This is a genomic window from Neisseria sp. SLRRB23 (assembly GCF_050896295.1).
GTDB lineage: Bacteria > Pseudomonadota > Gammaproteobacteria > Burkholderiales > Neisseriaceae > Neisseria.
Genome location: NZ_JBPBFH010000017.1, coordinates 18,591 through 41,372 on the forward strand (window position 1 = coordinate 18,591; position 22,782 = coordinate 41,372).

The 22,782-nt window shown below is 51.9% G+C and carries 19 protein-coding genes; 12 read left to right on the forward strand and 7 right to left on the reverse strand.

Annotated features, from left to right (window positions below):
• Window positions 1-3 precede the first annotated feature (3 nt).
• On the reverse strand, window positions 4-1,440 hold the full coding sequence (locus ACRPFF_RS06035) for an MBOAT family O-acyltransferase (protein ID WP_432674098.1): 1,437 nt from the start codon (window positions 1,438-1,440) through the stop codon (window positions 4-6).
• A gap of 129 nt (window positions 1,441-1,569) precedes the next feature.
• Entirely contained in the window at window positions 1,570-2,727 is a 1,158-nt protein-coding gene (locus tag ACRPFF_RS06040) for a sugar transporter (protein ID WP_432674099.1), read from the reverse strand.
• 146 nt (window positions 2,728-2,873) lie between these two features.
• Between ACRPFF_RS06040 and ACRPFF_RS06045 the strand changes: the two genes are divergently transcribed.
• A complete protein-coding gene (locus ACRPFF_RS06045) occupies window positions 2,874-3,092 on the forward strand; it encodes a heavy-metal-associated domain-containing protein (protein WP_432674100.1) in 219 nt (72 codons plus the stop codon).
• Window positions 3,093-3,164: 72 nt separating this feature from the next.
• Here ACRPFF_RS06045 and ACRPFF_RS06050 read toward each other — a convergent pair whose 3' ends face one another.
• Together ACRPFF_RS06050 and ACRPFF_RS06055 are read right to left on the reverse strand one after the other, a co-directional pair.
• Window positions 3,165-8,393 (reverse strand): RecQ family ATP-dependent DNA helicase, encoded by a 5,229-nt coding sequence (locus ACRPFF_RS06050; protein ID WP_432674101.1) that lies wholly within the window; start codon window positions 8,391-8,393, stop codon window positions 3,165-3,167.
• Entirely contained in the window at window positions 8,366-8,512 is a 147-nt protein-coding gene (locus ACRPFF_RS06055; RefSeq protein ID WP_432674102.1) for a hypothetical protein, read from the reverse strand. The genes ACRPFF_RS06050 and ACRPFF_RS06055 overlap by 28 nt, the downstream gene beginning before the upstream one ends.
• A gap of 183 nt (window positions 8,513-8,695) precedes the next feature.
• Here ACRPFF_RS06055 and ACRPFF_RS06060 point away from each other — a divergent pair, with 183 nt between their 5' ends.
• The 10 genes from ACRPFF_RS06060 to ACRPFF_RS06105 all read left to right on the forward strand — a co-directional run bounded on the left by ACRPFF_RS06060 (window position 8,696) and on the right by ACRPFF_RS06105 (window position 19,812).
• On the forward strand, window positions 8,696-10,234 hold the full coding sequence (locus ACRPFF_RS06060; protein ID WP_432674116.1) for a methyltransferase regulatory domain-containing protein: 1,539 nt from the start codon (window positions 8,696-8,698) through the stop codon (window positions 10,232-10,234).
• 81 nt (window positions 10,235-10,315) lie between these two features.
• On the forward strand, window positions 10,316-11,422 hold the full coding sequence (locus ACRPFF_RS06065) for a conjugal transfer protein (protein WP_432674103.1): 1,107 nt from the start codon (window positions 10,316-10,318) through the stop codon (window positions 11,420-11,422).
• Between the two features lie 7 nt (window positions 11,423-11,429).
• Window positions 11,430-11,942, forward strand: coding sequence for a low molecular weight protein-tyrosine-phosphatase (locus ACRPFF_RS06070; protein ID WP_432674104.1), 513 nt, complete (start codon window positions 11,430-11,432; stop codon window positions 11,940-11,942).
• 70 nt (window positions 11,943-12,012) lie between these two features.
• Window positions 12,013-12,489: a Fur family transcriptional regulator gene (locus ACRPFF_RS06075; protein WP_107997423.1), complete on the forward strand. Its 477-nt coding sequence runs from the start codon at window positions 12,013-12,015 to the stop codon at window positions 12,487-12,489.
• Window positions 12,490-12,533: 44 nt separating this feature from the next.
• Window positions 12,534-12,827, forward strand: coding sequence for a nucleotidyltransferase family protein (locus ACRPFF_RS06080; protein ID WP_002222402.1), 294 nt, complete (start codon window positions 12,534-12,536; stop codon window positions 12,825-12,827).
• Window positions 12,824-13,216 carry a HepT-like ribonuclease domain-containing protein gene (locus ACRPFF_RS06085; protein WP_432674105.1) on the forward strand — a complete coding sequence of 131 codons (393 nt, stop codon included), beginning with the start codon at window positions 12,824-12,826 and terminating at the stop codon, window positions 13,214-13,216. Before ACRPFF_RS06080 ends, ACRPFF_RS06085 begins: the two co-directional genes overlap by 4 nt.
• Window positions 13,217-13,276: 60 nt before the next feature.
• Window positions 13,277-14,194, forward strand: a complete 918-nt coding sequence (locus tag ACRPFF_RS06090) for a CobW family GTP-binding protein (protein WP_432674106.1) — start codon at window positions 13,277-13,279, stop codon at window positions 14,192-14,194.
• Between the two features lie 64 nt (window positions 14,195-14,258).
• On the forward strand, window positions 14,259-14,816 hold the full coding sequence (locus ACRPFF_RS06095; RefSeq protein WP_411712890.1) for a peptidylprolyl isomerase: 558 nt from the start codon (window positions 14,259-14,261) through the stop codon (window positions 14,814-14,816).
• Between the two features lie 115 nt (window positions 14,817-14,931).
• Window positions 14,932-16,860, forward strand: a complete 1,929-nt coding sequence (locus ACRPFF_RS06100; protein WP_432674107.1) for a site-specific DNA-methyltransferase — start codon at window positions 14,932-14,934, stop codon at window positions 16,858-16,860.
• 12 nt (window positions 16,861-16,872) lie between these two features.
• Window positions 16,873-19,812: a type III restriction-modification system endonuclease gene (locus tag ACRPFF_RS06105; protein WP_432674108.1), complete on the forward strand. Its 2,940-nt coding sequence runs from the start codon at window positions 16,873-16,875 to the stop codon at window positions 19,810-19,812.
• Window positions 19,813-19,905: 93 nt separating this feature from the next.
• Here ACRPFF_RS06105 and ttcA read toward each other — a convergent pair whose 3' ends face one another.
• From ttcA to ACRPFF_RS06120, 3 genes are all read right to left on the reverse strand, one after another.
• A complete protein-coding gene (gene ttcA / locus ACRPFF_RS06110; RefSeq protein ID WP_432674109.1) occupies window positions 19,906-20,865 on the reverse strand; it encodes a tRNA 2-thiocytidine(32) synthetase TtcA in 960 nt (319 codons plus the stop codon).
• Window positions 20,866-20,962: 97 nt separating this feature from the next.
• On the reverse strand, window positions 20,963-21,826 hold the full coding sequence (locus tag ACRPFF_RS06115; RefSeq protein ID WP_432674117.1) for a YgfZ/GcvT domain-containing protein: 864 nt from the start codon (window positions 21,824-21,826) through the stop codon (window positions 20,963-20,965).
• Between the two features lie 33 nt (window positions 21,827-21,859).
• A complete protein-coding gene (locus ACRPFF_RS06120; RefSeq protein WP_002241621.1) occupies window positions 21,860-22,222 on the reverse strand; it encodes a RidA family protein in 363 nt (120 codons plus the stop codon).
• Window positions 22,223-22,296: 74 nt separating this feature from the next.
• Here ACRPFF_RS06120 and ybaK point away from each other — a divergent pair, with 74 nt between their 5' ends.
• Complete coding sequence (gene ybaK / locus ACRPFF_RS06125) at window positions 22,297-22,776, forward strand: Cys-tRNA(Pro) deacylase (protein ID WP_002246942.1); 480 nt, start codon at window positions 22,297-22,299, stop codon at window positions 22,774-22,776.
• The last annotated feature ends 6 nt before the right edge of the window (window positions 22,777-22,782 follow it).

A 22,782-nucleotide genomic window follows, 5' to 3' on the forward strand; every position in this document is an offset into this window, starting at 1 on the left:
CCCTTAAAAATTGGCATAAATAAAACCGGGTATCCCCGAGGGGGCGAGGACGATAATCAGCAGCAGGATGATGGAAATCGGGATAAACCACAGCCACATCGGGATTTTTTCCAAACCTTTGACCGCGCCGTCGAAAGCGCGTTGCAGGTAAGGGTAGAGCAGCATCACGGATGCAAACGAGGCAAGCAGCAGCATATCCGCCCGTTGCGGCGCATTCCAGCCGTTGGCATTAGCAAAGAGGGCACTGAAAACTGCGCCTGCATCGTCGGGGTTTGCGGTATTGAAGACGACGAAGGTCAGGCAGACAAAATGGAAGGTGATGAGCCACGAGAGCGGCGCAAGGTATTTCAGACGGCATAGCGCGTTGCGTCCGAAATAGCGGTCTCCCGTGTTGAGCAGCACCAGTGCCGTGCCGTGCAGCGCGCCCCAAATGAGGAAGTTCCAGCCGTAGCCGTGCCAGATGCCCGAGAGCACCATTGCCGCCATCAGGTTGAACTGTGTCCGCAAAAAGCCTTTTTTGCTGCCGCCCAAGGGGATGTAGATGTAGTCGCGTATCCAGGTGGAAAGGCTGATGTGCCATTTGTCCCAAAATGCACGGATATTCGCGGCACGAAGCGGTGCGGAGAAGTTTTTGGGCAGGCGGAAGCCCAGCAGCATTGCCATGCCGATAACCAAATCGGAATATCCGGAAAAGTCCAGGAAGAGTTGGAAGGTATAGCCGTACACGCCTGCCAACACGCCCCAGCCGTCGAATTGGGCGGGATTTTCAAATACGGGCGACACCCAGTTTTCCGCCAGCATCCCCGCCAGCCACCATTTTTTAGCAATACCCAGCAGAATCAGGGAAACGGCGAGTGCGGGGCGGACGGGAGAACGCGGTTGGTGGGTACGGATTTGCGCCAGTGCGCCCGCCTGCTCGCCGTCCGCGCTTTTGAATGCGGCGGCGCGGATAATCGGGCCGGAGGTAACGGTGGGAAAGAAACTCAGGTGCAGCAGCAGCTCGTGCCACCCGAAACGCGCGGCGTGCGGCGCACGGAAGCAGTAAACCAGATAGGCGATCGACTGGAAGGTGTAATACGAAAGCCCCAGCGGCATCAGGATGTCGATTGCGCCGCCTTTTCCGGCATATTGGGCAATCAGCGGGCGGAAAAAATCGAAATATTTGAAAAAGCCCAAGACGGTCAGCGAGACGGCAATGCCGCACCCCAGCCAGAAACGGCGCGTACCTTCGCGATCGGAACGGAGCAGTTCGCTCAAAAGGTACACGCAGGAGGAATAAAGGACGATGATTGCCGCAAATACAGGGCCGATATGGTAGAGCCAGCCCATACCGGCAGCCAAAAGCAGCAGGTTTTGGACGGACGGGTATTTCGTCCAGCCCCAGTAAATCGGCAGGAAGGCGAGAAAGAACAGTGCGAATTCGACAGACAGCAGCGGCATAAACCATCCTTGGAATAAGAAAATAGGCGTTAAAACACGGCAAAGCCCGTTATTTTAAGCAGGGGCGGATATTTCTTCAATCAAAATGCCGTCTGAAGGGCAGGAGGGGCTTCAGACGGCATCGCGCGGTCAGGTTCGGATATGGCGGTTCAAATTCAGGCAGATCCACAAACCTGCCGCTGCCGTCAGCATACCGGCGATGCCGATACGGGAAATGCCGGCATATTGCGTTACCCAATGCCCCAGCAGCGCGCCGCCGCCGATACCGACGTTGTAAAGTCCCGAATAAATCGAGTTGGCAAGGTCTGCGGCATCGGAGGCGAAATCCAAAACTTTGGAAACCATCCCCAAGCTGACGACCACAATCGCCGTCCCCCATACGAACACCAGCGCGTAAATGGCGGCAGGCAAATGCGCCAAAGGTAGCAAAAGCCCCGAAGACAGGGCGATAAGCGATACCGCGCCCGCCAAAAATGCGCGCGGATGTTTGGCAAACCATTTGCCGAACAGGTAAGACGCGGCAAAGCCCGCCAGACCGTACAGGCTCAGAACCACCGTAACCTGCCGGGCGGAGAAACCGCCGATTTGGATGACGAAGGGCTCGATGTAGCTGTATGCGGTAAAGTGTGCCGTGATGACCAGTACCGTCATCGCATACAGCAGCATCAGTTTTTTCCGTTTTAAAAGCAGGGGCAGGCTGCTTAAAGAACCGGCATTCACGCTCGGCAGGCGCGGCAGGCTTTTGGCAAGCACAGCCATCACCGCCGCCGCACACAAACCAATCAGCAGAAAACTCGCCTGCCAGCCCAAATATTGTCCGACCATACGCCCGAGCGGAATCCCCGCCACCATCGCCATTACCGTCCCCGTACTGAGCAGGCCTAAAGCCTGATTTCCTTTTCCGGCGGGGGCGATGCGTACTGCCAGCGAAGCCGTAATGGACCAGAAGACCGCATGGGTCAGCGCAATCCCCACGCGGCTGGCAAGCAGGATTTCAAACCGCCACGAGGCAAACGACAGGATGTGGCTGACGGTAAACAGCGCAAACAGAACCAGCAGCAGGCCGCGCCGTTCCATATGGCGCGTCAGCAGCATCAGCGGCAGCGAAGTCAGCGCGACAACCCAAGCGTAAACCGTAATCATCACACCCGTTTCGGTTGCCGCCATGCCGAAGCTTTGTCCGATGTCGCTCAAAAGTGCGATGGGGATGTATTCGGTCGTGTTGAAAATAAATGCGCCGATTGCCAAGGCAACGATGCTCAACCANGGTTTTTGCGAAGCGTTCATTGTTGTTGTCCTGATGGGAATTGCCGCCATTATGCGCAAGCGTCCGTATTTTTTCAAACCGCCGCACCGTTTCCGCGTTTGCCCAAGTTCACGCCCCGACTTACAATAACGCCCGTCAGAATGCAGTACCAACGAAAGGAAAAACCATGGAAACCCTGATCCTCGACATCGGCGGAATGAGCTGCGGCGGCTGCGTCAAAAGCGTTACCCGGATATTGGAAAGCGTCAAAGGCGTGGCAAGCGTCGAAGTCAGCCTTGAAAACAAAAGCGCGACCGTCGGATACGACCCCGCGCAAACCGATGCGGGGGCGTTGATTGAAGCCGTAGAAGACGGCGGCTATGATGCCGCGTTGAAGCAAGGTTGAAACCATATGGCAAGGCAATGTCGTCTGAAGCCTCGGATTCGGGGTTTCAGACGGCATTTTTCTTTGTGCCGCCTACGGTTTGGGCGGAATGACCAGCATAGGGATGATGATTGACCACATATCGGCTTCTTCAGGAAACTCGTGGATATACTCCTCATCGTTATTTTTTCTATAGCCGACAGTAATGGCAGCCACCACTGCTTTGGCATGATGGGGAATCTTCTCTCGGAAGTCTTTAGCTGTGAGAGCGACAGGAATATCTCCTGAGCAGAACAGATAACCTCCGTAATAGAAAGGTTTGATGGTCAAACTGTCTCCAACTTCCAGTTGTTCAGCAGCTTCAATGCGTTGGCGGACGTTTTCATAGCTTGGATTCTCGCTTTCTTTATCCCTCGCTATGAACCCGATATCAAGTTCGCCATAGTTGGAAAGCATCCTATATTCGACATTCAATTCAGGCAGTTCGGCAAAGGTGCGGTCTATGCACTCTACGTCTTCGGGCAATGTGTTTATCCATGCGTGGTGTGGCGTGTGGTGGATCAGCGTCAGCGTCTTTTTGGCACGGGTCATTGCGACATAATAGAGGCGGCGGTTTTCGTCGCTGCGCTCTTCCCAGCCGTCGTCCAGGATAAAGACGTGGTCGAATTCCAAACCTTTGGACGAATGCGCCGTTCCCAAGAATATGCCGTCTGAACGGCTGATTTTTTCGTTGCCGACATATTCGTACAGCCAGTTTTTCAGAAATGCCGCAGGATGTTGTTGCGCGTCGGTGTTTTCAGACGGCCTGGTAATGGGGAATTCGTTGAGGAAGTCGGTTTTAAGCTGTGCGAACCAGTTTTCCCATTTCTTGCCGCTGCGTCCGATTTCCTTCTCTATCAACCGACAGAAATCCGCCGAAGAAAGCATACCGTCCCCCGCCGTTTCGATGCCGTGCACCAGACGGACAAATTCGCGTGTTTTGCATAAAGACAGGCTTTGTTCGTTTTTCAGGAAGTAGGGAATGCCGTTTTGTTCGCACCATGCCTGCATGGGGTTGAGTGAGGCGTTGTTGCGGGCAAGGACGGCGATGCTGTTCCAAGAGATATCCGCCAAATTCCGCAAACGCTGTATTTCCGCAATGACGGCTTGGGATTGGATGTTGAAGCGTTTTCTCCGGTGGAACTCGGGGTGCAGGCGGATGACGCGGACGCGGCCTTGGCGTTCGGGGTCGGTTTTCGCCCAGCCGCCGCCGTCGGGGTCTTGCTGCCTTTCGGGATTGACGGCGATAGGGTGCAGGTTTTTCAGGCGGTCGGGCATTCCGCTTATCACGCGGTTGGCGGCGGTGATGATGTTTTGCGTGCTGCGGTAGTTGAAAGTCAGGAAATCGGGCGAATCCACGCCGTATTCTTCCTGAAAACGGCGGATGTATTCGTTGCTGCTGCCGTTGTAGGCAAAGATATTTTGGTCGTCGTCGCCGACTGCAAGAATGGTCAGCTTGTCTTCATCATCGCGTTTCCTGCCTGCCAGTGCGGAAACCAGCCTGTAATGCCGTTCGCTGATGTCTTGGTACTCGTCTACGAGGATATAGCGGAATCCCGACATGATGCGCTCGCGCGCTTCGTCCCCGTCGCCGCCGCCGATGCCGTCTGAAAGCATGGCGGTGGCGGCTTCACACCATTTTTCAAACTGTTCTTCGGTTTTCTGTTCCTCCTGTTCTCTGCTTTTGCTGTCGAAGCCTTTGCTGTCGAAACGTACGCCTAAAAGCCGCATTGCCATACCGTCGTAAGTCAGGACGGTAACGGCCCGGGCAAGGTTGCCGACCAGTCCGTGCAGGCGGCGTTTGACTTCCAGCGCGGCAAGTCGGGTAAAGGTCAGGACGATGATGGAGGATGCCGGAACGTGTTGGACGCGCAGAAGATAGGCGACACGGTGGACGATGATGCGCGTTTTGCCGGAACCGGGTCCGGCAAGTACCAAGCGGTTCCTGCCGCTCTGATCGGTAACGACGGCTTTTTGCACGCTGTTCAGACCGTCCGTGACGGCATGGAGGGTATCCGGGGAGACGGGTTCTTCCAATTCTTTCAGCCTTCCTGAGAACCATTTGTCCTTAAATGATTTTTCATCCGTTTTAAAATAGTCGGCGACCAGGTTTAAGGCTTCGGTGATGTTTTTGAGCGCGCGTTCCGCATATTCGCGCATGACGTGGATTTGGAAACGTTTTTCCCCGTAAAACGTTTCCAAGGGGCGGTAGTCCGATTTGAGGTATTGCCGTTTGGATTCCAGCGCGTTCCGGTTGGGGACGATGGTCATCGCGTGGCGCAGGATGGTAATGCCGTGGTTCAGTTTGATGATGCCCAGTTTGTGCATGAACAGCAGCGCCTGCTTGAGCAGGGTTTCGCGGCGGTTTGCCGGAATCTGTACCGACAATTGCATATCGTCGGCAAGCTGCTGCACCATTTCGCCGATTCCGGTTTCCACGACGACATCTTTCCGCCGGACACCCTCTGTCTTGCCGACGAGAAAGGACAGGATGCGGGCGCAGATGTTGCGGCGCAAAAGGGCGGTTTCCTGAATATTTTCCCAGCTGTCATTGTTTTTGAAACGGATTTTCAGGCAGCCGTTGCCGAAGTCGCGGATTTCAAAGCTGCCGTTTTTATTGGATTCGAGTGCGGATTTGTCGTCCGCAAAAGACAGGATGAGCTGCTTGATTTCAGCGGGCGTGCTTTCCAGGCCGGAATCGTGCATTTCATAGCAGACGGCATTGACGGCGAGATTTTGCCATATTCCTTGGTCGGCATCGGGAATTTCCGTTTTCAATATCTGCCAGAGTTTTTCTTCCCATCGGGTTATTTTTTCCAAAAGTCCCGACGATGGTTTGATGTTGTCGGTACGCAGGATAACGGTCATACGCGTATCGTTGGTCAATATGCCCATTTCTTCGAGGCTGCGCAGGTGTCCGCGCAATTCTTCCAAGCTGCATGCGGTCGCCTGTATCAGGTCGTCGGTACTGAGCGGCTTGTCATCCGGTGCGTTGAATACGATTTCGGCAATGGTCAGGTAGATTTCTTTGAGCCGTCGGGCGAACCGGCCTTTTTGAATCAGCTCCGAAGCCTGTTCCAGAGTCAGTTTGCCCGAGCGTGAAGGGAAGATTCTGGTGCGGTTTTCTTTGCGGTCGAGCAGTTCGGCACGTTCCAGCCAGGAAATGGCGGTTTTGATTTTGGTGTCCGACTGGCGGTCGTCCCTGTCGAAGCTCATATATTCTTCGCTGTCTTTCAGAATCTCGCCGCCGGTGGCGACGACTTCGCCGCAACCGTCCTTGCCGTGTGCCGCCGCGTTGAGCATGCCGATTTTGCGCCATACCGTTTTGAGGTCGCGCAATTCTATTTGCGACATTTTGCTGATGCTAAATTGGGTATCCACATCGCTTTTTTCATAAAGCAGGATGCATTTTGCCTCTGCGCGGTCCCGTCCGGCGCGACCGGCTTCTTGAAGGTAATTTTCCAGCGAACCGGTGATTTCGGCATGAATGACCAGCCGCACATCAGGTTTGTCCACGCCCATGCCGAAGGCGTTGGTGGCGACGATGACGCGCAAGCCGCCCTCGATAAAGCGGTTCTGTATGTCTGCTTTGGCATTGGTTTCCAGACCTGCGTGGAAGTATTCGCACGCCCAGCCTTGTTTTTGGAGGTATTCGTTATAGCCTTCCGCACTTTTGCGCCTGCCGACGAAAACGACTGCGCCGCCCCTTTGATGGTCGAGTTCGCGGTGGAGCAGCTCGTCGATTTTTTGTTTTTTGATGCCGTCTGAAGCTTCGAAAACTTCGTAAGACAGGTTGTCGCGCGCGTTGTCGCCGATAAATTGCCTGAATTCTATGCCGGCCTGCTCGCGGAAATTATCGGTAATGTCGGCAAGTACATCGGGTTTGGCGGTGGCGGTAAAGCAGCTTACCGGTGCGGTGCCGCCGTTTTTCCTGCCGTGTTCGGCGATGAATTTGACCGCATACAGGTAATCGGGTCGAAAATCGTGCCCCCATTTGGACAGGCAGTGCGCCTCATCAAATACCCAGCCGTTGATTTGACGTTGGGAAATGGCGGAAATGAAACTGTCGTTGCGGAACTGTTCGGGGGCAACCAGCAGGATGCCGATGTCGCCCAATGCGGTTTTGTCCAATATTTCGGCACGTTCGACCACTTCGACCAGACCGTTGAGCATAGCGGCGCAGGTAATGTTTTTTCTGAGCATTCCGTCCAGCTGGTCTTTCATCAGCGACTGCAGGGGCGAAATAACGACGGTCAGCCCGCCGTTACGGTAATAGCGGTTGAGTGCGGGAACTTGATAACACAGGGATTTTCCGCCGCCCGTGGGCAGGACTGCCAGCGTGTGCAGACCTTTCATCCCCGACTGCACAATGGCGCGCTGACCGCCTTCGAAACCTTTGAAATCGCGGAATGCGGACAGTTTGAAATAACGCTGCAACTGGGCTTCGGGATTGAGCATGTCGGTGCAGTAGTTGCAGTTGCTGTCGCCGCAGTCGTGATCGCGCAGTTCGGCAATCAGCCGCGCCGTTTCCGGAAAACGGCTCCGCACCCACGGGGCAAGCACGGAGTTGCCGCCGGAGACGTTCAGCCATGACAGGGCATAGGCAAGCGAAGGATAGATGTCGCGATTGCGGATGTCGGTTTTCATCAACTCTAAAAAACGCGTGCGGCAGACTTTCAAACGCCCTTTCCCTTCGTTGTCCTGCATCATCATCCAAATAATGCGTATCAATCGGTTGGTGTCCGGGTGTTCGGTACGTTCGGCGAAGGAGATGCCGTCTGAAGAACGATACGGCAGACGCATATCGGACAATGCCGCCCACAGGGTAAATTCATCGGGTCTTTCGGTTTTAATTTTGCCGAATGCGGCACACTGGTCTTGAAAAAGCTGCCAACAGGCGCGGCAATCCGCCAACGGAGAGTTGAGTTCGGAAGAGATGATTTTGTAGTTTTTAATCAGACGGTGGTACGGGTTTTGCGGAAAGGCGAGCGGCGACAGCTTCAGCGTATCGATAACGGGCAATGAAAGCCACGCCCGGTCGGGCGCGGCTTTTTTCAAATACGGCAGGTCGTGTTCGAGGAAGTTGTGCCCCATCAGCCATTCCGCACCTTCCGCAAGGGGTAGCATTTCCTCCAATGCCTTCCTGAATCCTTCTTCATGGCGGAAGCTTCGTTCAAACCCGAGGTCAAGGTCGGGCCGGTATGCACCGATTTTGAAGACGGTATCGGTTTTGGGGTTAATTTCCAAGTCGATGATTAAAACGGCAGGTACGGCAAAATCCATGGCGGTCGGGATGCTGGCATAAAACGGTCAATATACCATAGTGTTGCGCCTTTATCCCTGATTTTGGCAAGACGGCGGAGGGATGCGTCCGGACGTATGCGCATACCTTCAGACGGCATACTTGTTCGGAAGCCCGATAATTTTCGTGCGGTTGAAGTAGGCAGGCGAATTGGTTAAACTTGCGGGCATATTGTCTTTAGAGTGAACAGAATATGTCGAACAAAAAGAAAAAAGCCGCTTCCGCGCACCCCGTCATGGCGAAGAAAGCGCGGCAGACGGTTGTTGGCAGTCCCGCCTCCCATATGGCGGAACCTTCGGAAATATCGTACATCAAAAATTCATATGATGATTTGATGTACGAATCCAGCGCGTTCCCTCAAACCGCCATCAGTAATTTGGAGGCACGCGCCCGCATGATGGGTCTGAAGCCTGCGGCAGCGGCAAAAGCCAAGGTCTTGGAGCTGGGCTGTTCAATGGGCGGCAATATCATCACGCAGGCACTTTATTACCCGGATGCGGAATTTGTCGGTATTGACTTGTCCGGCAGGCAGGTTGCGCAGGGCAATGCCATCATTGAAAAAATGGGCTTGGAAAATGTGCGTCTGGAAGAAAAAGATATTTTGACCATCGATGAGTCATTCGGAAAATTCGACTATATCATCGTCCACGGCATTTGGTCGTGGGTGCCTGACGCAGTTAAAGACAAAATCTTTTCGATTTGCCGGAACAACCTGACCGAACACGGCATTGCCTATATTTCATACAATGTTTACCCGGGCTGGAAACGGCAGGAGCAGTTGCGCGAAATTATGTACTTTGCCGGCAGGGATGTGCTTGAAGAACCCTTGGAAGCGCGAACGCGGAAAGGCTTGGACGCGCTCAAGGCGTTGGCAGAAATTTTGGAAAACGACAAGGGCTTGGGCGGCGGCGGCAAACTTCCGGCGATTCAAAAAATATTGAATCACAATACTTATTATGTCGCACACGAATATATGGAAATATTCAACGACCCGATTTACGTCAACGGCTTCATTGAATGGGCAAACCGCCACCGGCTGGCGTATATCGGGGATACCGATTTGTACGTGTCTTTTGTTTCTTGGATGGCGGAGCATACGCGGGAGCGGATTCTGGCATTGGCAGGGGACGATTATATTGCCAAAGAATTTTACAGCGATATTTTATCTGACCGCCAATTCCGCTGTTCGCTTTTATGCCGTGAGGAAGTTGGGGATACTATCAGGCGTGATGAGTCGGTTACTGTCGAAGTGATAGAAAGTTTGAATTTCCGCCCGGCAAGAGGGGGAACAATCAACTTTGATGAAAACGATACCCTGCTTTCGGGTATACGCGATGTGATGAAAACCGGAGAGCCGTTTAAAACGGAAGATGTTGCGGAAAATCTTGCCCGCCGATTTCCCGGTTTGACATTCGACCGCATGAAAATCAATTCCCAGCTTTTATTGCAAACCATTCTCGGGCGTTTTTCTGTTTCATCAGACAATGCGGGCAAACCATTTTTTGAAGACCATAAAACCTATGTGCCGACGCGTTTTACAGATTATGTCGCTGCCTTTGTGGAACATGGTGCGGGAGCGTTTGTCCGGCCTGCCAACCGTTACAACGAAAGCACGCCCTCATTCGGGTACGGGCATTTGTACATTATGCGGCAATTGTCGCGGCCGACGAGCAAACAGGCGGTGATAGATGCGGTTGCCGAAAACTTGAACATCGTCAGCACCACGCCCGACGGTTTGACATTCCATCCGCCTGCCGAAGTGTATGTGGAAGAAATATTGGCAGACTTGGCAGACAGGCATTTTCTCGTTTCGGCGGATTGACGGGCAAGGCTCGGCGGCAATCCGTCCGATATATTTTCAGACAGGAAAGACACACACTGCGAAAAGCGGTACACGACACATATGAACCAGACATTTACCTTGCCCGATACGCGCCCGTATCCCCAAAATCCGATTAAAAACCACCTGCTGCTCAATGCCTACCAGTTGGCGCATAATTCTTCCCAGGCTTCGCGCAAACTCTCGTCCGGCCAACTTCAAACCGAAATCAGGGGGATGCTTGAGCAAAACCACTATATCAACCTTTCCCTCGCGCTGACGATGTCGCCCGATGCCGGAACTTATGCCGCGCTGCTTTCCAGTGTGAACGCGGTACTCGATTGCGAGAAAGAAGGCGAAGTGCAGTGGTTCGCCCTGCCGGTCGTGCTGGTGTCAGGCTGCAAGAAAGAACGGGCAATCGAGATGAAGCTGCCGACGGAGGCATTGTTTGCCTGTTTGCAAAACTATCCGCACCTGCGCGCGTTGACGCAAGAGACACAATGGCTGCCTTATCTTGTGCATTCGTCCGATTTAAGTGCCGTTACCCCCGATATATGGTGGCGCGCAAAACAGAACGAAGAGGCGGCTGCCAGACATTTGCGCAGTTTTGAGGAACGTCCGCTCGTCATGCCTGAAGGACAATCTGTCCATGTGGTCTATGCACTGGGTTTCGGCAGCGGCAAAGTTCAGACGGCATTGGGTCAGAACCTTCTTCAGGCAGGCCTGCCCTTAATGCAGGTATGGCAGGAAAATCTCGCATCGGAAGGCGTTACGCTGTTTGCCAATCCGCTTTCCCCGGATTCTCCGGTACGCGCGCTTTCAGACGGCAGCCACACGCGCCAACGTATGGCGATGGATGTTTTTGCGGCAAACGCGATACGCGCCGTCCGTATGCAGAGCCCGCGCGTCGGCGTGGTCGCTGCGGCAAAGGCGGGCGGGCAGGTTTTATTCGGGTTTAATGCGACAGACGGCGCGTTTGAAGTCGTGCCGCAGGTGTTTTCGTGGCAGCTTTCCTTTACCGACAACATCGCCGTTGTTCAGCAAAATTTTTTGGATTTAATGGCAGAATGCCGTGTAGAACACGTTTACCTGCTGCACAATCCCTTGGGCGAACAGGAAAACATCCCGAGCTATGCGGAAGCGTTGAAACGGGAAGGGCACAATCCGTTTTTCAGTACACAATACGATTGACCTGCCGATGCCGTCTGAAAGGGTTTCCGCTTCAGACGGCATCGTGTTGGAACAGGGTGCGGATATGAAAAAACCGAAAATCCTTTTTGTCTGTCTCGGCAACATCTGCCGTTCGCCGATGGCGGAATACATTTTGCGCCGCCGCGCCGCCGAAGCAGGGATTCTCCTTGAAGCGGACAGCGCGGGGACATCGGGCTGGCACGACGGCGAGGATATGCACCGTGAAACGGCAAAGATATTGGAAAAACACGGTATCGATGCTTCAGGCTTTACCAGCCGCAAAATCCGCCAAAGCGATGCGGCGGCGTTTGACTACATTATCGCCATGGACGGCAAGAATTTGTCCGAATTGGAAAAAACCTTCGGTAGGCAGCCGGAAAAAATATTCAAGCTGACCGACCTGATACCCGAAAGCGGTTACGACCATGTCCCCGACCCTTGGTACATGGGTGATTTTGAAGAAACATACAGGCTTGCGGATGCGGGCTGTCGGGCATTGTTGGAAAAGATTTCCAAATAAAGTAATTGAATACAAATATAAAACCGCCTCCTGCCGTATTGGTTGTTCAGACGGCATAAACAGGGAATTTATGAAAACAAATTTCAAACAGAAAATTATCGAACAGGCACGCAGAGAGGGCTTGCAGGTAACCGCTTTGCGCGAGCAGGTACTCGATATCGTTTTGCAGCAAAGCGGCGTGATTAAAGCCTACAATGTTTTGTCGCAGATGCAGCAGCAAAGCGAAGGCGTGGTTGCGCCGCCTACCGCCTACCGCGCCCTTGATTTTTGGGCGGAGCAGGGCGTTTTGCACAAAGTGGCGGCGGTCAACGGCTATATTTTGTGCAGCCACGCGCAGCACGAGTGCAACGACCATTGCCACGACCACGAAGAAGCCGAAGCGCACCACAGCGCGTTTATTTTGGTCTGCACCGAATGCGGCACGGCGGACGAGCAAACCCTCAGCCACGAGTGGGCGGCATTGCGCGCAGGCGTTGCCGAAAGCGGCTTCGCGCTGAAAGAAGAACACGTCGTTTTAACCGGGATTTGTAAAAAATGTCAGAAGTAATCGGTGGTTTGCATTGATAATAAGCCTTTTGGAAGGAGCAGATAATGAAACCGTCTCTTTTGTTGCAAAGCAGAAAGAAAGAAATATTGGCAGTTTTCGGGAAATATCCATTGATTTGCAATCCAAGGGTATTCGGTTCGGTTTCTCGCGGAGATGATACGGAAAACAGCGACATTGATTTGTTGGTGGATGCAAAAACAGGGACAACATTATTGGATTTGGGCGGGCTGCAAGAGGAATTGCAGAAACTCTTGGGCATAAAGGTCGATTTGCTGACACCCGATGACATCTCGGCCCACTTTAGAGATAAGGTGTTGACTGAGGCTGTCGCATTATGAAAATGCAGAAAGAATTGTCGGTCTATTTGAAACAGATATTGCAGGCAGCGCAATATATCCGGCTATATACCGACAAAATAGATTATGGGCAATTTTCTGCCGACACAAAGACTGTGCAGGCAGTCGTTTTTAATTTGTTCCTTATCGGTGAAAACGCAACCCATATCCTTAAATCGTATCCGGAATTTGCCGAGGAAACCAAATATTTGAATTGGATAGGGATGAGGGGTATGCGCAATAGGATTGCCCATGGCTACTTTGAAATGAACCTGTCTGTCGTTTGGGAGACGGTTTTGAACGCCATACCGCCGATGTCGGCCGATATATCGAATTTGCTGGAACAGTTGTCAATCGATGAAGAACATGATAACAACTGCCATCACTTTTAATATTATTTAATCATTTAAAACACCCTATCTTCAAATTTTAAAGTGGGACATCATATAGAAATGAAAAAAACCAAAGTCCACCTGATTTCAGGTTTTCTGGGAACAGGCAAAACCACCGCGCTCAAAAGCCTGATGGCGCAGAAAGACCCGAACGAAAAATGGGTCATCATCGTCAACGAGTTTGGCGAAATCGGCATTGACGGCGCGGTATTGAGCGACAACGGCATCCCTGTGGCAGAAATCGCCGGCGGCTGTTTGTGTTGCACCGCCGGCCCGCAAATGGGCGTAACCGTACAGAAAATGCTGCGCGACGCCAAGCCCGACCGCCTGATGATTGAAGCAAGCGGACTGGCGCACGCAGCCAGCGTCATCGACGAACTCAAAGCCAAACCGCTGGACAGCCTTTTGGAAATCGGCGCGGTCTTTACCGTCGTCGATCCGCGCCAGTTCGTCAACCCCGATTACGCGCAACAGGCATTGTATAAAGACCAAATCGGCATCTGCGACGTATTGGTCGCCAGCAAAACCGATTTATGCACACCCGAACAGCTGGCCGAATTTCACGACAAAGCGGCAAAACTGTTCCCGCCCAAGGCCAAAGTGGTCGAAGTCCAAAACGCACAGCTCGACATCCGGTGGCTCGATATTCCCGTCGTCGAAAAATCACGCTACCGCCTCAAAGCCCTGCCGGACAACACCATGGGCTTCCAGTCGCAAGGTTTCACTTTCCCCGCAGGACGCGATTTCGACGGCGAAAAGCTGACCAACTTCTTCAATGATTTGCCCAAAATGACCGAAGGACTCGTCCGTGCCAAAGGCGTGTTCCAAGTATTGGGAACGTGGGTATGGCTCAACTGGGTGGACGGACAATGGGGTGCAAACCAAGTGTCTTGGCGGCGCGATTCGCGTTTTGAATTGATTGCCAAATCGTTTGACGCGGATTTAATCGAACAAAAACTTAAAGACGCATTGGAATAGCGTTCACGCGCCTTCAGACGGCATAGGAAATGAAAATGCCGTCTGAAGGTCTGAGGAGGACGGGATGAAACCCAAATTCAAAACCGTTTTAACCGCGCTGCTTTTGGCGGCTTTCCTGCCGTCTATGGCGGCAACCCATGTTTTGATGGAAACCGATATGGGCAATATCCGTTTGGTTTTGGACGAGTCCAAAGCACCCAAAACCGTTGCCAATTTCGTGCGCTATGCCCGAAAAGGCTTTTACGACAATACGATTTTTCACCGCGTTATCGACGGTTTCGTTATCCAGGGCGGCGGATTTACCGAAGACTTGGTACAAAAGGCAACCGATAAAGCCGTTGCCAACGAATCCGGTAACGGCTTGAAAAACACTGCCGGTACCATCGCCATGGCGCGGACGGCCGATCCGGATTCCGCCACCAGCCAATTCTTTATCAATCTGGCGGACAATGATTCACTCAACTACAAAAACGGACAATACGGCTATACCGTTTTCGGCAGGGTCGAAAGCGGAATGGACACCGTTTCCAAAATCGCCCGCGTTAAAACCGCCACGCGCGGCCTTTATCAAAACGTACCCGTACAGCCCGTCAAAATCCGCCGCGTTGTTGTCGGACAGTAACACGCAGACAGACGTTCAGACGGTGTCGTCCGTTTCCCAAAAAACGCCGTCTGAAGTGAAAAAATATTTTAAAACAGACAGTTGATATTGACAAATTCAAACCGAGGATTTTAAAATGCTGCCAAGCCAAGCCAAGCCAAGCCCTGACCTAATCGACACAGCCGGGGCGAACACTGAGGCAATCTACACTTCAGACGGCATTACCGCCAACTCTACCCAACTCGAACAGCTCAAAAAACTGTTTCCCGCCTGTTTTGACGCAGACGGAAATTTCCTTATCGACAGATTACAAGCCGAAATTGCGCCACAGACCGACATCGGACGCGAATTTTACGAAATGAACTGGCTGGGCAAATCCTATGCCCGCCTGCTTCGCAACCTGCCGCCCGAAACCCTGATAAGTGAAGACAAAACGCACAACGCCAAGCCCGAAAATGCAGGCAGCCAAAACCTGCTGATTCGTGGTGATAATCTAGAAGTGTTGAAACACTTAAAAAACGCCTACACAAACAGCGTGAAGATGATTTACATCGACCCGCCCTACAACACCGGATCGGACGGCTTTGTCTATCAGGACGACCGCAAATTCACACCCGCCGAACTTGCCCTCCTGGCGAATATTGACGAAGACGAAGCCGCGCGGATTTTAGATTTCACCGACAAAGGCTCAAACTCGCACAGCGCATGGCTCACCTTTATGTATCCGCGCCTGTATATCGCCCGCGAACTGTTAAAGGACGACGGCGTGATTTTTATCTCGATTGACGATAACGAAGCGGCACAGTTGAAGTTGTTGTGTGATGAAGTGTTTGGGGAAGGGAATTTTGTAGAACAGATTATTTGGGAAAAGAAATTCAGCCCCCAAAATGATGCAAAATATTTTTCAGAAAATCACGATTATTTAATTTGTTACGCAAAAAATATTACTGAATTGGAAATCAAATTATTACCGCGTACAGAAGGAACAAATGCTCGTTATAAAAATATTGATAATGACCCACGCGGTGCTTGGACTTCGGGAGATTTATTGCGTAAAGATGTGCAACAAAGCGGAATTTATACAATTACAACGCCAAACGGTACACAATACAATCCACCCAGCGGTAGAAGCTGGCGTGTTTCGCAAACTAAATTTACCGAAATGGTTGCCGATAATCGCATTTGGTTTGGTGAAGACGGTAGAAATGTTCCTCGTATCAAACGCTTTTTAAGCGAAGTTCAAGATGGTACGAAAGCCATTTCAATTTGGAAATTTAATGAAGTTGGACACAATCAAGAAGCAAGCCAAGAATTGCGTAAATTATTTGATGGCGATAGTTATTTTGATACACCGAAGCCAATTCGTTTGATTGTACAAACATTGCGATTAACCACAAATCCAGACGACCTAATCCTAGACTTCTTCGCAGGCAGCGGCACGACCGCCCACGCCGTGATGCAGCTTAACGCCGAAGAACAAAACGGCAGCCGCCGCTATATCTGCGTGCAGCTTCCCGAAAAAACCGGTGAAAAATCCGAAGCCCGTAAAGCAGGCTACCCAACCATCTTCGACATCACCAAAGCCCGCATAGAAAAAGCCTCCGCCAAAATCCGCGCCGAACATCCTGATTACACCGGCGATTTGGGCTTCAAAATCTTTCAAACGGCAGACAATTTCAGGCAGTATCCGGACAAGGATTTTTCGCCCGAACAACCGGATTTGCCGCTTAACGATGAATTAAGCAAAGAACAGCTGCAAACGCTTCTGACCACCTGGACGCTGTATGACGGGGCGGCACTGACCACGCCGGTTGAGCCTGTGCGGTTAGGGGCTTACACGGCGTATCTGTGCGAAAAACGGCTGTATCTGATGAATGCCGGTTTTACTTCCGCCGATTTGTTGGCGTTTATCCGCAAGCTGGACGACGATGCGGATTTCAATCCCAACCGCGTGATTGTATTCGGCAGCAATATGGCAAGCGCCATGCAGCACGAACTTGACCAGGCGGTACGCGGTTATACCAATAAAAAAGAGATTGAGTTAAACGTGATTATCAGGGTTTGACGGAGAAAGTTTATGAGCGGTTTTAATTACGAGAAAAACCAGCCGCACCAAATGCGGGCGGTTTCGGCAGTTTTGGGCGTGTTTGACGGGGCAACGCCCAAATATCGGACGGCAGACGAAAATCCCGAACTTTTGTTTGCTGCAAAACAATACGCAAACAATATCCTGAAAGTGCAAAGCCAAAACGGCATAGGCGGCCGATTCCCCGACCGTTCGGACGACCAAAATATCCTTGATATTTCCATGGAAACGGGCACGGGCAAAACCTATACCTACACACAAACCATGTTCGAGCTGCACCGTTGGCTGGGCGTGTTCAAATTTATCGTGGTCGTGCCGACTTTGTCCATTAAGGCGGGAACACAGCAGTTTTTGCAAAGCAAGGCTTTGGCAGAGCATTTTGAACAGGATTTCGGCGGAGATTATGAAGGCGTGCGCCTGAAAACCTATGTGGTGGAAAGCGCGAAAAAGAATAAGGGCAAAAAGTCCAATGCGCCCATCACGATTGAGCAATTTGTCAAAGCGGAAAATAAAAAGGAAATCCATGTGCTGCTGATTAACGCGGGCATGGTTAATTCGTCGTCCATGACCGATACGGGCGACAAGGCATTGAAGGATTTGTTTGACAATCCCGTTGATGCATTGGCTGCCGTGCGCCCGTTTGTGATTGTGGACGAACCGCATAAATTCCCGACCCGAGATAGCGCGAAAACGTGGGGCAATATTAAACGATTAAAACCGCAATATATTTTGCGCTACGGTGCGACATTTAACGATGAATATTACAACCTGCTTTACCGTCTGACGGCGGTGGACGCGTTTAACGACGGGCTGGTCAAAGGCGTGCGCGTGTTTCAGGAAGAAATGCAGGGCGGCATGGATGCGGCGGTAAAACTGGTGTCGTCGGACGGCAAAGAAGCGAAATTTGAATTAAACGAAAAGGACAAAAAGCAGACCTTCAAACTGGCAAAAGGCGAAGATTTGTCGAAAATCCATCCCGCTATTTCGGATTTGAAAATCGACAAAATGAATAAAACCGTGGTGGTATTAAGCAACGGCTTGGAGTTGAAAACGGGGGCCGTCATCAACCCTTATTCCTATTCGCAAACGGTGCAGGATGCGATGATGCAGCGGGCGGTTGCCGAACATTTCAAGCTGGAACGCGCACTTTTGGCAGAACGCGCGCCACAGCCCAAAATCAAGCCGCTGACGCTGTTTTTTATTGACGATATTGCGGGCTACCGCAGCGGCAACGAACTTTCAGGCAGCCTGAAAGATAAATTTGAAAGCTGGATCCGCGCGGAAGCCGCACGCCGCCTGAAAACGGAAAGCGACCCGTTTTACCGCGATTACCTGCAAAAGACGTTGGACGATGTATCCGCCTGCCACGGCGGTTATTTTTCCAAAGACAATACAGACAGCGACGATAGAATCGAGCAGGAAATCAATGAGATTCTGCACGATAAGGAAAAACTGCTGTCTTTGGACAACCCGCGCCGCTTTATTTTTTCCAAATGGACGCTGCGCGAAGGCTGGGACAATCCCAACGTTTTCCAGATTTGCAAACTGCGTTCCAGCGGCAGCACGACTTCCAAGCTGCAAGAAGTCGGACGCGGCCTGCGCCTGCCGGTAAACGAGCTGATGGCGCGGGTGCGCGATGTGCCGTACAAGCTGAATTATTTTGTCGATAGCAGCGAAAAAGACTTTGTGAAGCAGCTTGTCGGCGAAATCAACGACAATTCTTTTCAGGAAGAAATCTCCAAAAAGTTTACCGAGGACTTGAAACAAAAAATATTGCAAAAATACCCCGATATCAAACCGCTGGTATTGTTAAACAAACTATTTTCAGACGGCATCATTGACGACAATGAAAACTTTGCCGAAGACGGCTATGACAAATTAAAAGCCGCCTATCCCGAAGCCTTCCCCAAAGGTTTGGACAAAGGCAAAGTCAGCAACGCCAAAGACGAGGGCAAAGACACCATCATCATGCGCGAAGGCAAATATGAAGAACTCAAAGCCTTGTGGGAGCTGATTCACCATAAAGCCGTTTTGCAGTACAAAATCAAGGATGAAGCCGAATTTGTCGATTTATTTACCGCCTATTTGCGTGAAAACGCCGCCAAATTCCCGCAGGCAGGCATACGCACGGCGGTAAACGAAGCTTATATCAACAACGGGCTTATGCTTTCCCGCCGCATAGACAGTTTTGAAGATGAAGATTTTATCTGTTTCAACACAATGACTTACCGAGAGTTTCTGGAAAAACTGGCACAAACGGCAAAAATCCGCATGCAGACTTTGCATCAGGCGTTTTACCGCGTCCGCAACGAACTGAACATTGGCGATTTTTTGAATATGCAGACTATCGCCCAAATCAAAAACGGCTTCAACCGGTTTTTGCTTCATCATTCCTTCCATAAATTCGAACTGGATTACTGGCTTGTCGGCAGCAAAATCCATCCGACCAAATTTACCGATAAAGACGGCAAACCGCGCGCGGTGAAAAAAGCAGATTTGGGCAGATTTGAAGATACGGAGCACCGGCCTGCCGCCGGCTATCTCTTCGGCGAGATTTTCTACGATTCGGATATAGAACATGAAAATGTCGCCAACAACCAAATTGAAGGCGTAACCGTATTCACCAAAATACCGAGAAACTCCATTAAAATCCCTGTTGCCGGCGGCGGCACGTATTCGCCCGACTTTGCCTATATCGTGAAAACCCAAAGCGGCGAGATTCTGAACTTTGTGATTGAAGCCAAAGGGACTGACGGGGCGGAAGATTTGCGAAAAAGCGAAGAGCGGAAAATCAAACATGCCGAAAAGCTGTTTGCCGAGATTTCCAAAGAAATCAAGGTGGTGTTCAAAACGCAGTTTGACGGCGAGAGGATAGCCGAACTGATCGGGCAAAATATGCCCGCAGGCGGGCATTCTGAAAACGGACACTGAGAAACAAATGTTTGGAAGCCGTCTGCTTCGGGATTTTAAAATGCCGTCTGAAACGCCAAACGGGCTTCAGACGGCATTTTTGACGGCGGAGGTTTACGCGCCGCAGGTTTTCGGCTTGTTCGCCAGAATGTTGATGACTTTGCGTTCGGCTTTTTGCGACTCGATTTTGATTTCGCTCTCATCTTCTTCGCTGCCGTCGGAGAAGCGTTCGGGCATTTTTTCGCTGTCAAACGCCAAATCGCCGCCGTGTTTCAGGCTTTGACCGCGTTCCAATCCGACAAAGTCAAAGAGTTCGGTATCGGCAAGGTGGGAAGGGACGACGTTTTGCAGGGCGGAAAACATCGATTCGATGCGGCCGGGGAAGCGTTTGTCCCAATCGCGCAGCATATCGCCGATGACTTGGCGTTGCAGGTTGGGCTGCGAGCCGCAGAGGTTGCACGGGATGATGGGGAATTGCTTTAATTCGGCGTATTTGATTAAGTCTTTTTCTTTCACATAAGCCAAGGGGCGGATGACGATGTGTTCGCCGTTGTCGCTCACCAGCTTGGGCGGCATGGCTTTGAGTTTTCCACCGTAAAACATATTTAAAAACATGGTGGCAAGGATGTCGTCACGGTGGTGTCCTAAGGCGATTTTGGTGCAGCCCAATTCTTTTGCGGTGCGGTAGAGGATGCCGCGGCGCAGGCGGCTGCACAGCGAACAAGTCGTTTTGCCTTCGTCCAATACGCGTTTGACGGTGGAGTAGGTGTCTTCTTCGACGATTTTGTACGGCACGCCGATGCTTTCGAGATAGGTCGGCAATACTTCTTCGGGGAAGCCCGGCTGCTTTTGGTCGAGATTGACAGCGACCAGTTCAAAATCAATCGGCGCGCTGGCTTGGAGCTGGCGCAGGATATCTAAAAGGGCGTAGCTGTCTTTGCCGCCGGAGAGGCAGACCATGATTTTGTCGCCCGGCTCGATCATGTTGAAATCGTTAATCGCGTCGCCGACGGCGTGGCGCAGGCGTTTGCTGAGTTTGTTGTTTTCCAGTTCTTGTTTGGTTTTTTTGGACATGGCGGTGGTTTGAAAAATTAGGGATGCGGCATTGTAACCGAAAACAGGGGCGGTTTTAAAATGCCGTCTGAAAAAGGTTCAGACGGCATTAGAGGGATTATTCTGCATTTTCGGTTTTAAAGAAGAGATGAACCGCTTTGAAGATACCGCCGTTTGGGACGGTCAGTTCTTTTTGTGCGGCGGAGAATTTAATCACGGCAAGGGCGGTAAAGTTTTCCGAATCTTTAACGCTGTCGAGCACGATGCCGGCCTCTTCACCGTCTGCCGTCAGCAGGGTTCCTGCTTCGACGGCCGAATTTCCCGACAATACCGCCAAGCCGCGTTTGACCTGCCCCCGATACTGGGCACGCGCGATGATTTCCTGTCCCGGATAGCAGCCTTTTTTGAAGTGTACGCCGCCGATGATGTGCTGGTTGAGCATTTGGGCAACGGCGGTTTCTTTGGTAGCCGCGCATATCCACGGATAACCGCTGCGGATTTCGTGCAGCCGCCACGCGTTTTCGGCGGCAGCGTCATAAGGGGGCAGGGCGGTTTCGGGGGCGATGTGCAAAATGCCCCGATGGTGCAGGATGACGGAACAGATGCCGTCTGAGACGCATTCGGAGGTAAAGGCGAGACTGGGTTCTTGCGCGGCAAGCGGTTCGGCGGATGCTGCCAATTCCGCGCCGACGGCGTAATCTTCAAGGATTTCAAAAACGACTTTGGCACGCAGGACAAACATCCGCAGGCGTTTGATCGTTGCTTCAAGCAGGTCTTGCGCCATAATCAGCAGCAAATCGCCGCCTCGGTTGACGACAATCATATTGGCGATGACGCGGCCTTTGGGCGTGTTGTAAGTCGCGTAACACGCCTGTCCGGCCTGAAGATGGTTGATGTCGTTGGAAAGCTGTCCGTGCAGGAAGCTTTGGCGGTCTTCGCCGCTGACGCGCGCCACGCCGAAAAAGGGCAGTAAGGTTTTCATCATTTGCCTACTCTGAAATATAAGGAAATCTGTTTATGCGGTTGCCGCATCTTTCTTCACGGCGGTTACTTTGATTTCGACGCGCCACTCCGGACGGGCGAGCCGCGCTTCCACGCAGGCGCGGGCGGGCGTTCTGCCGGTGGCAACCCAAGCGTCCCACACGCCGTTCATTTCCGCATAGTCGCCCATATCGCGCAGATAGATGACCGCATCCAAAACGTGTGCCTTGTCCGAGCCGCATTCCACCAGCCAGCGGTCAATTTGGGCAAGCACGTCGGCAGTCTGTTCGGCAGCCGTTTCACCGTTTTCGGGAACCATGCCGGAGAGGAAAATCAAATCGCCGACGCAAACTGCTTCCGAGTAACGGGGGGTTGTGCCGAAATATCGGATATCCATATCGGTTTCCTTCGATAAAGGGGATATATGGTAACATTGCGCTTGGCCGATTTCCATGTTTTGCATGACGAAAAATGAGTAAACACACTTATCCGATAACACCTGCCGTGCGCGTTTTGCGTGAAAACGGCATCGAATTTGAACCTTTTACCTATGCCTATGAGGAACACGGCGGCACGGCGCAGTTTGCCCGACTGTTCGGCAAAGACGAACACTTGGTCATTAAAACCATTGTTTTGCAAGATGAAAACGGTAAGGGGCTGATTGTCTTGATGCACGGCGACAAACAGATTTCAACCCGCAATCTGGCGCGGCATTTGGGTGCGAAACACATCGAACCCGCCACGCCCGCACAGGCAAACAAGTGGACGGGCTATCTGGTCGGCGGCACAACGCCGTTCGGCATCCGGACAAAATTGGATATTTACGTCGAACAGTCGGTGATGGATTTGGAAACCATCTATATCAACGGCGGAAAACGCGGGTTCATTATCGGCATCCGTCCCGGAGATTTAAATATTTTGAACCCGAAAACAATACAGGCAGCGGTTTGACCGGGA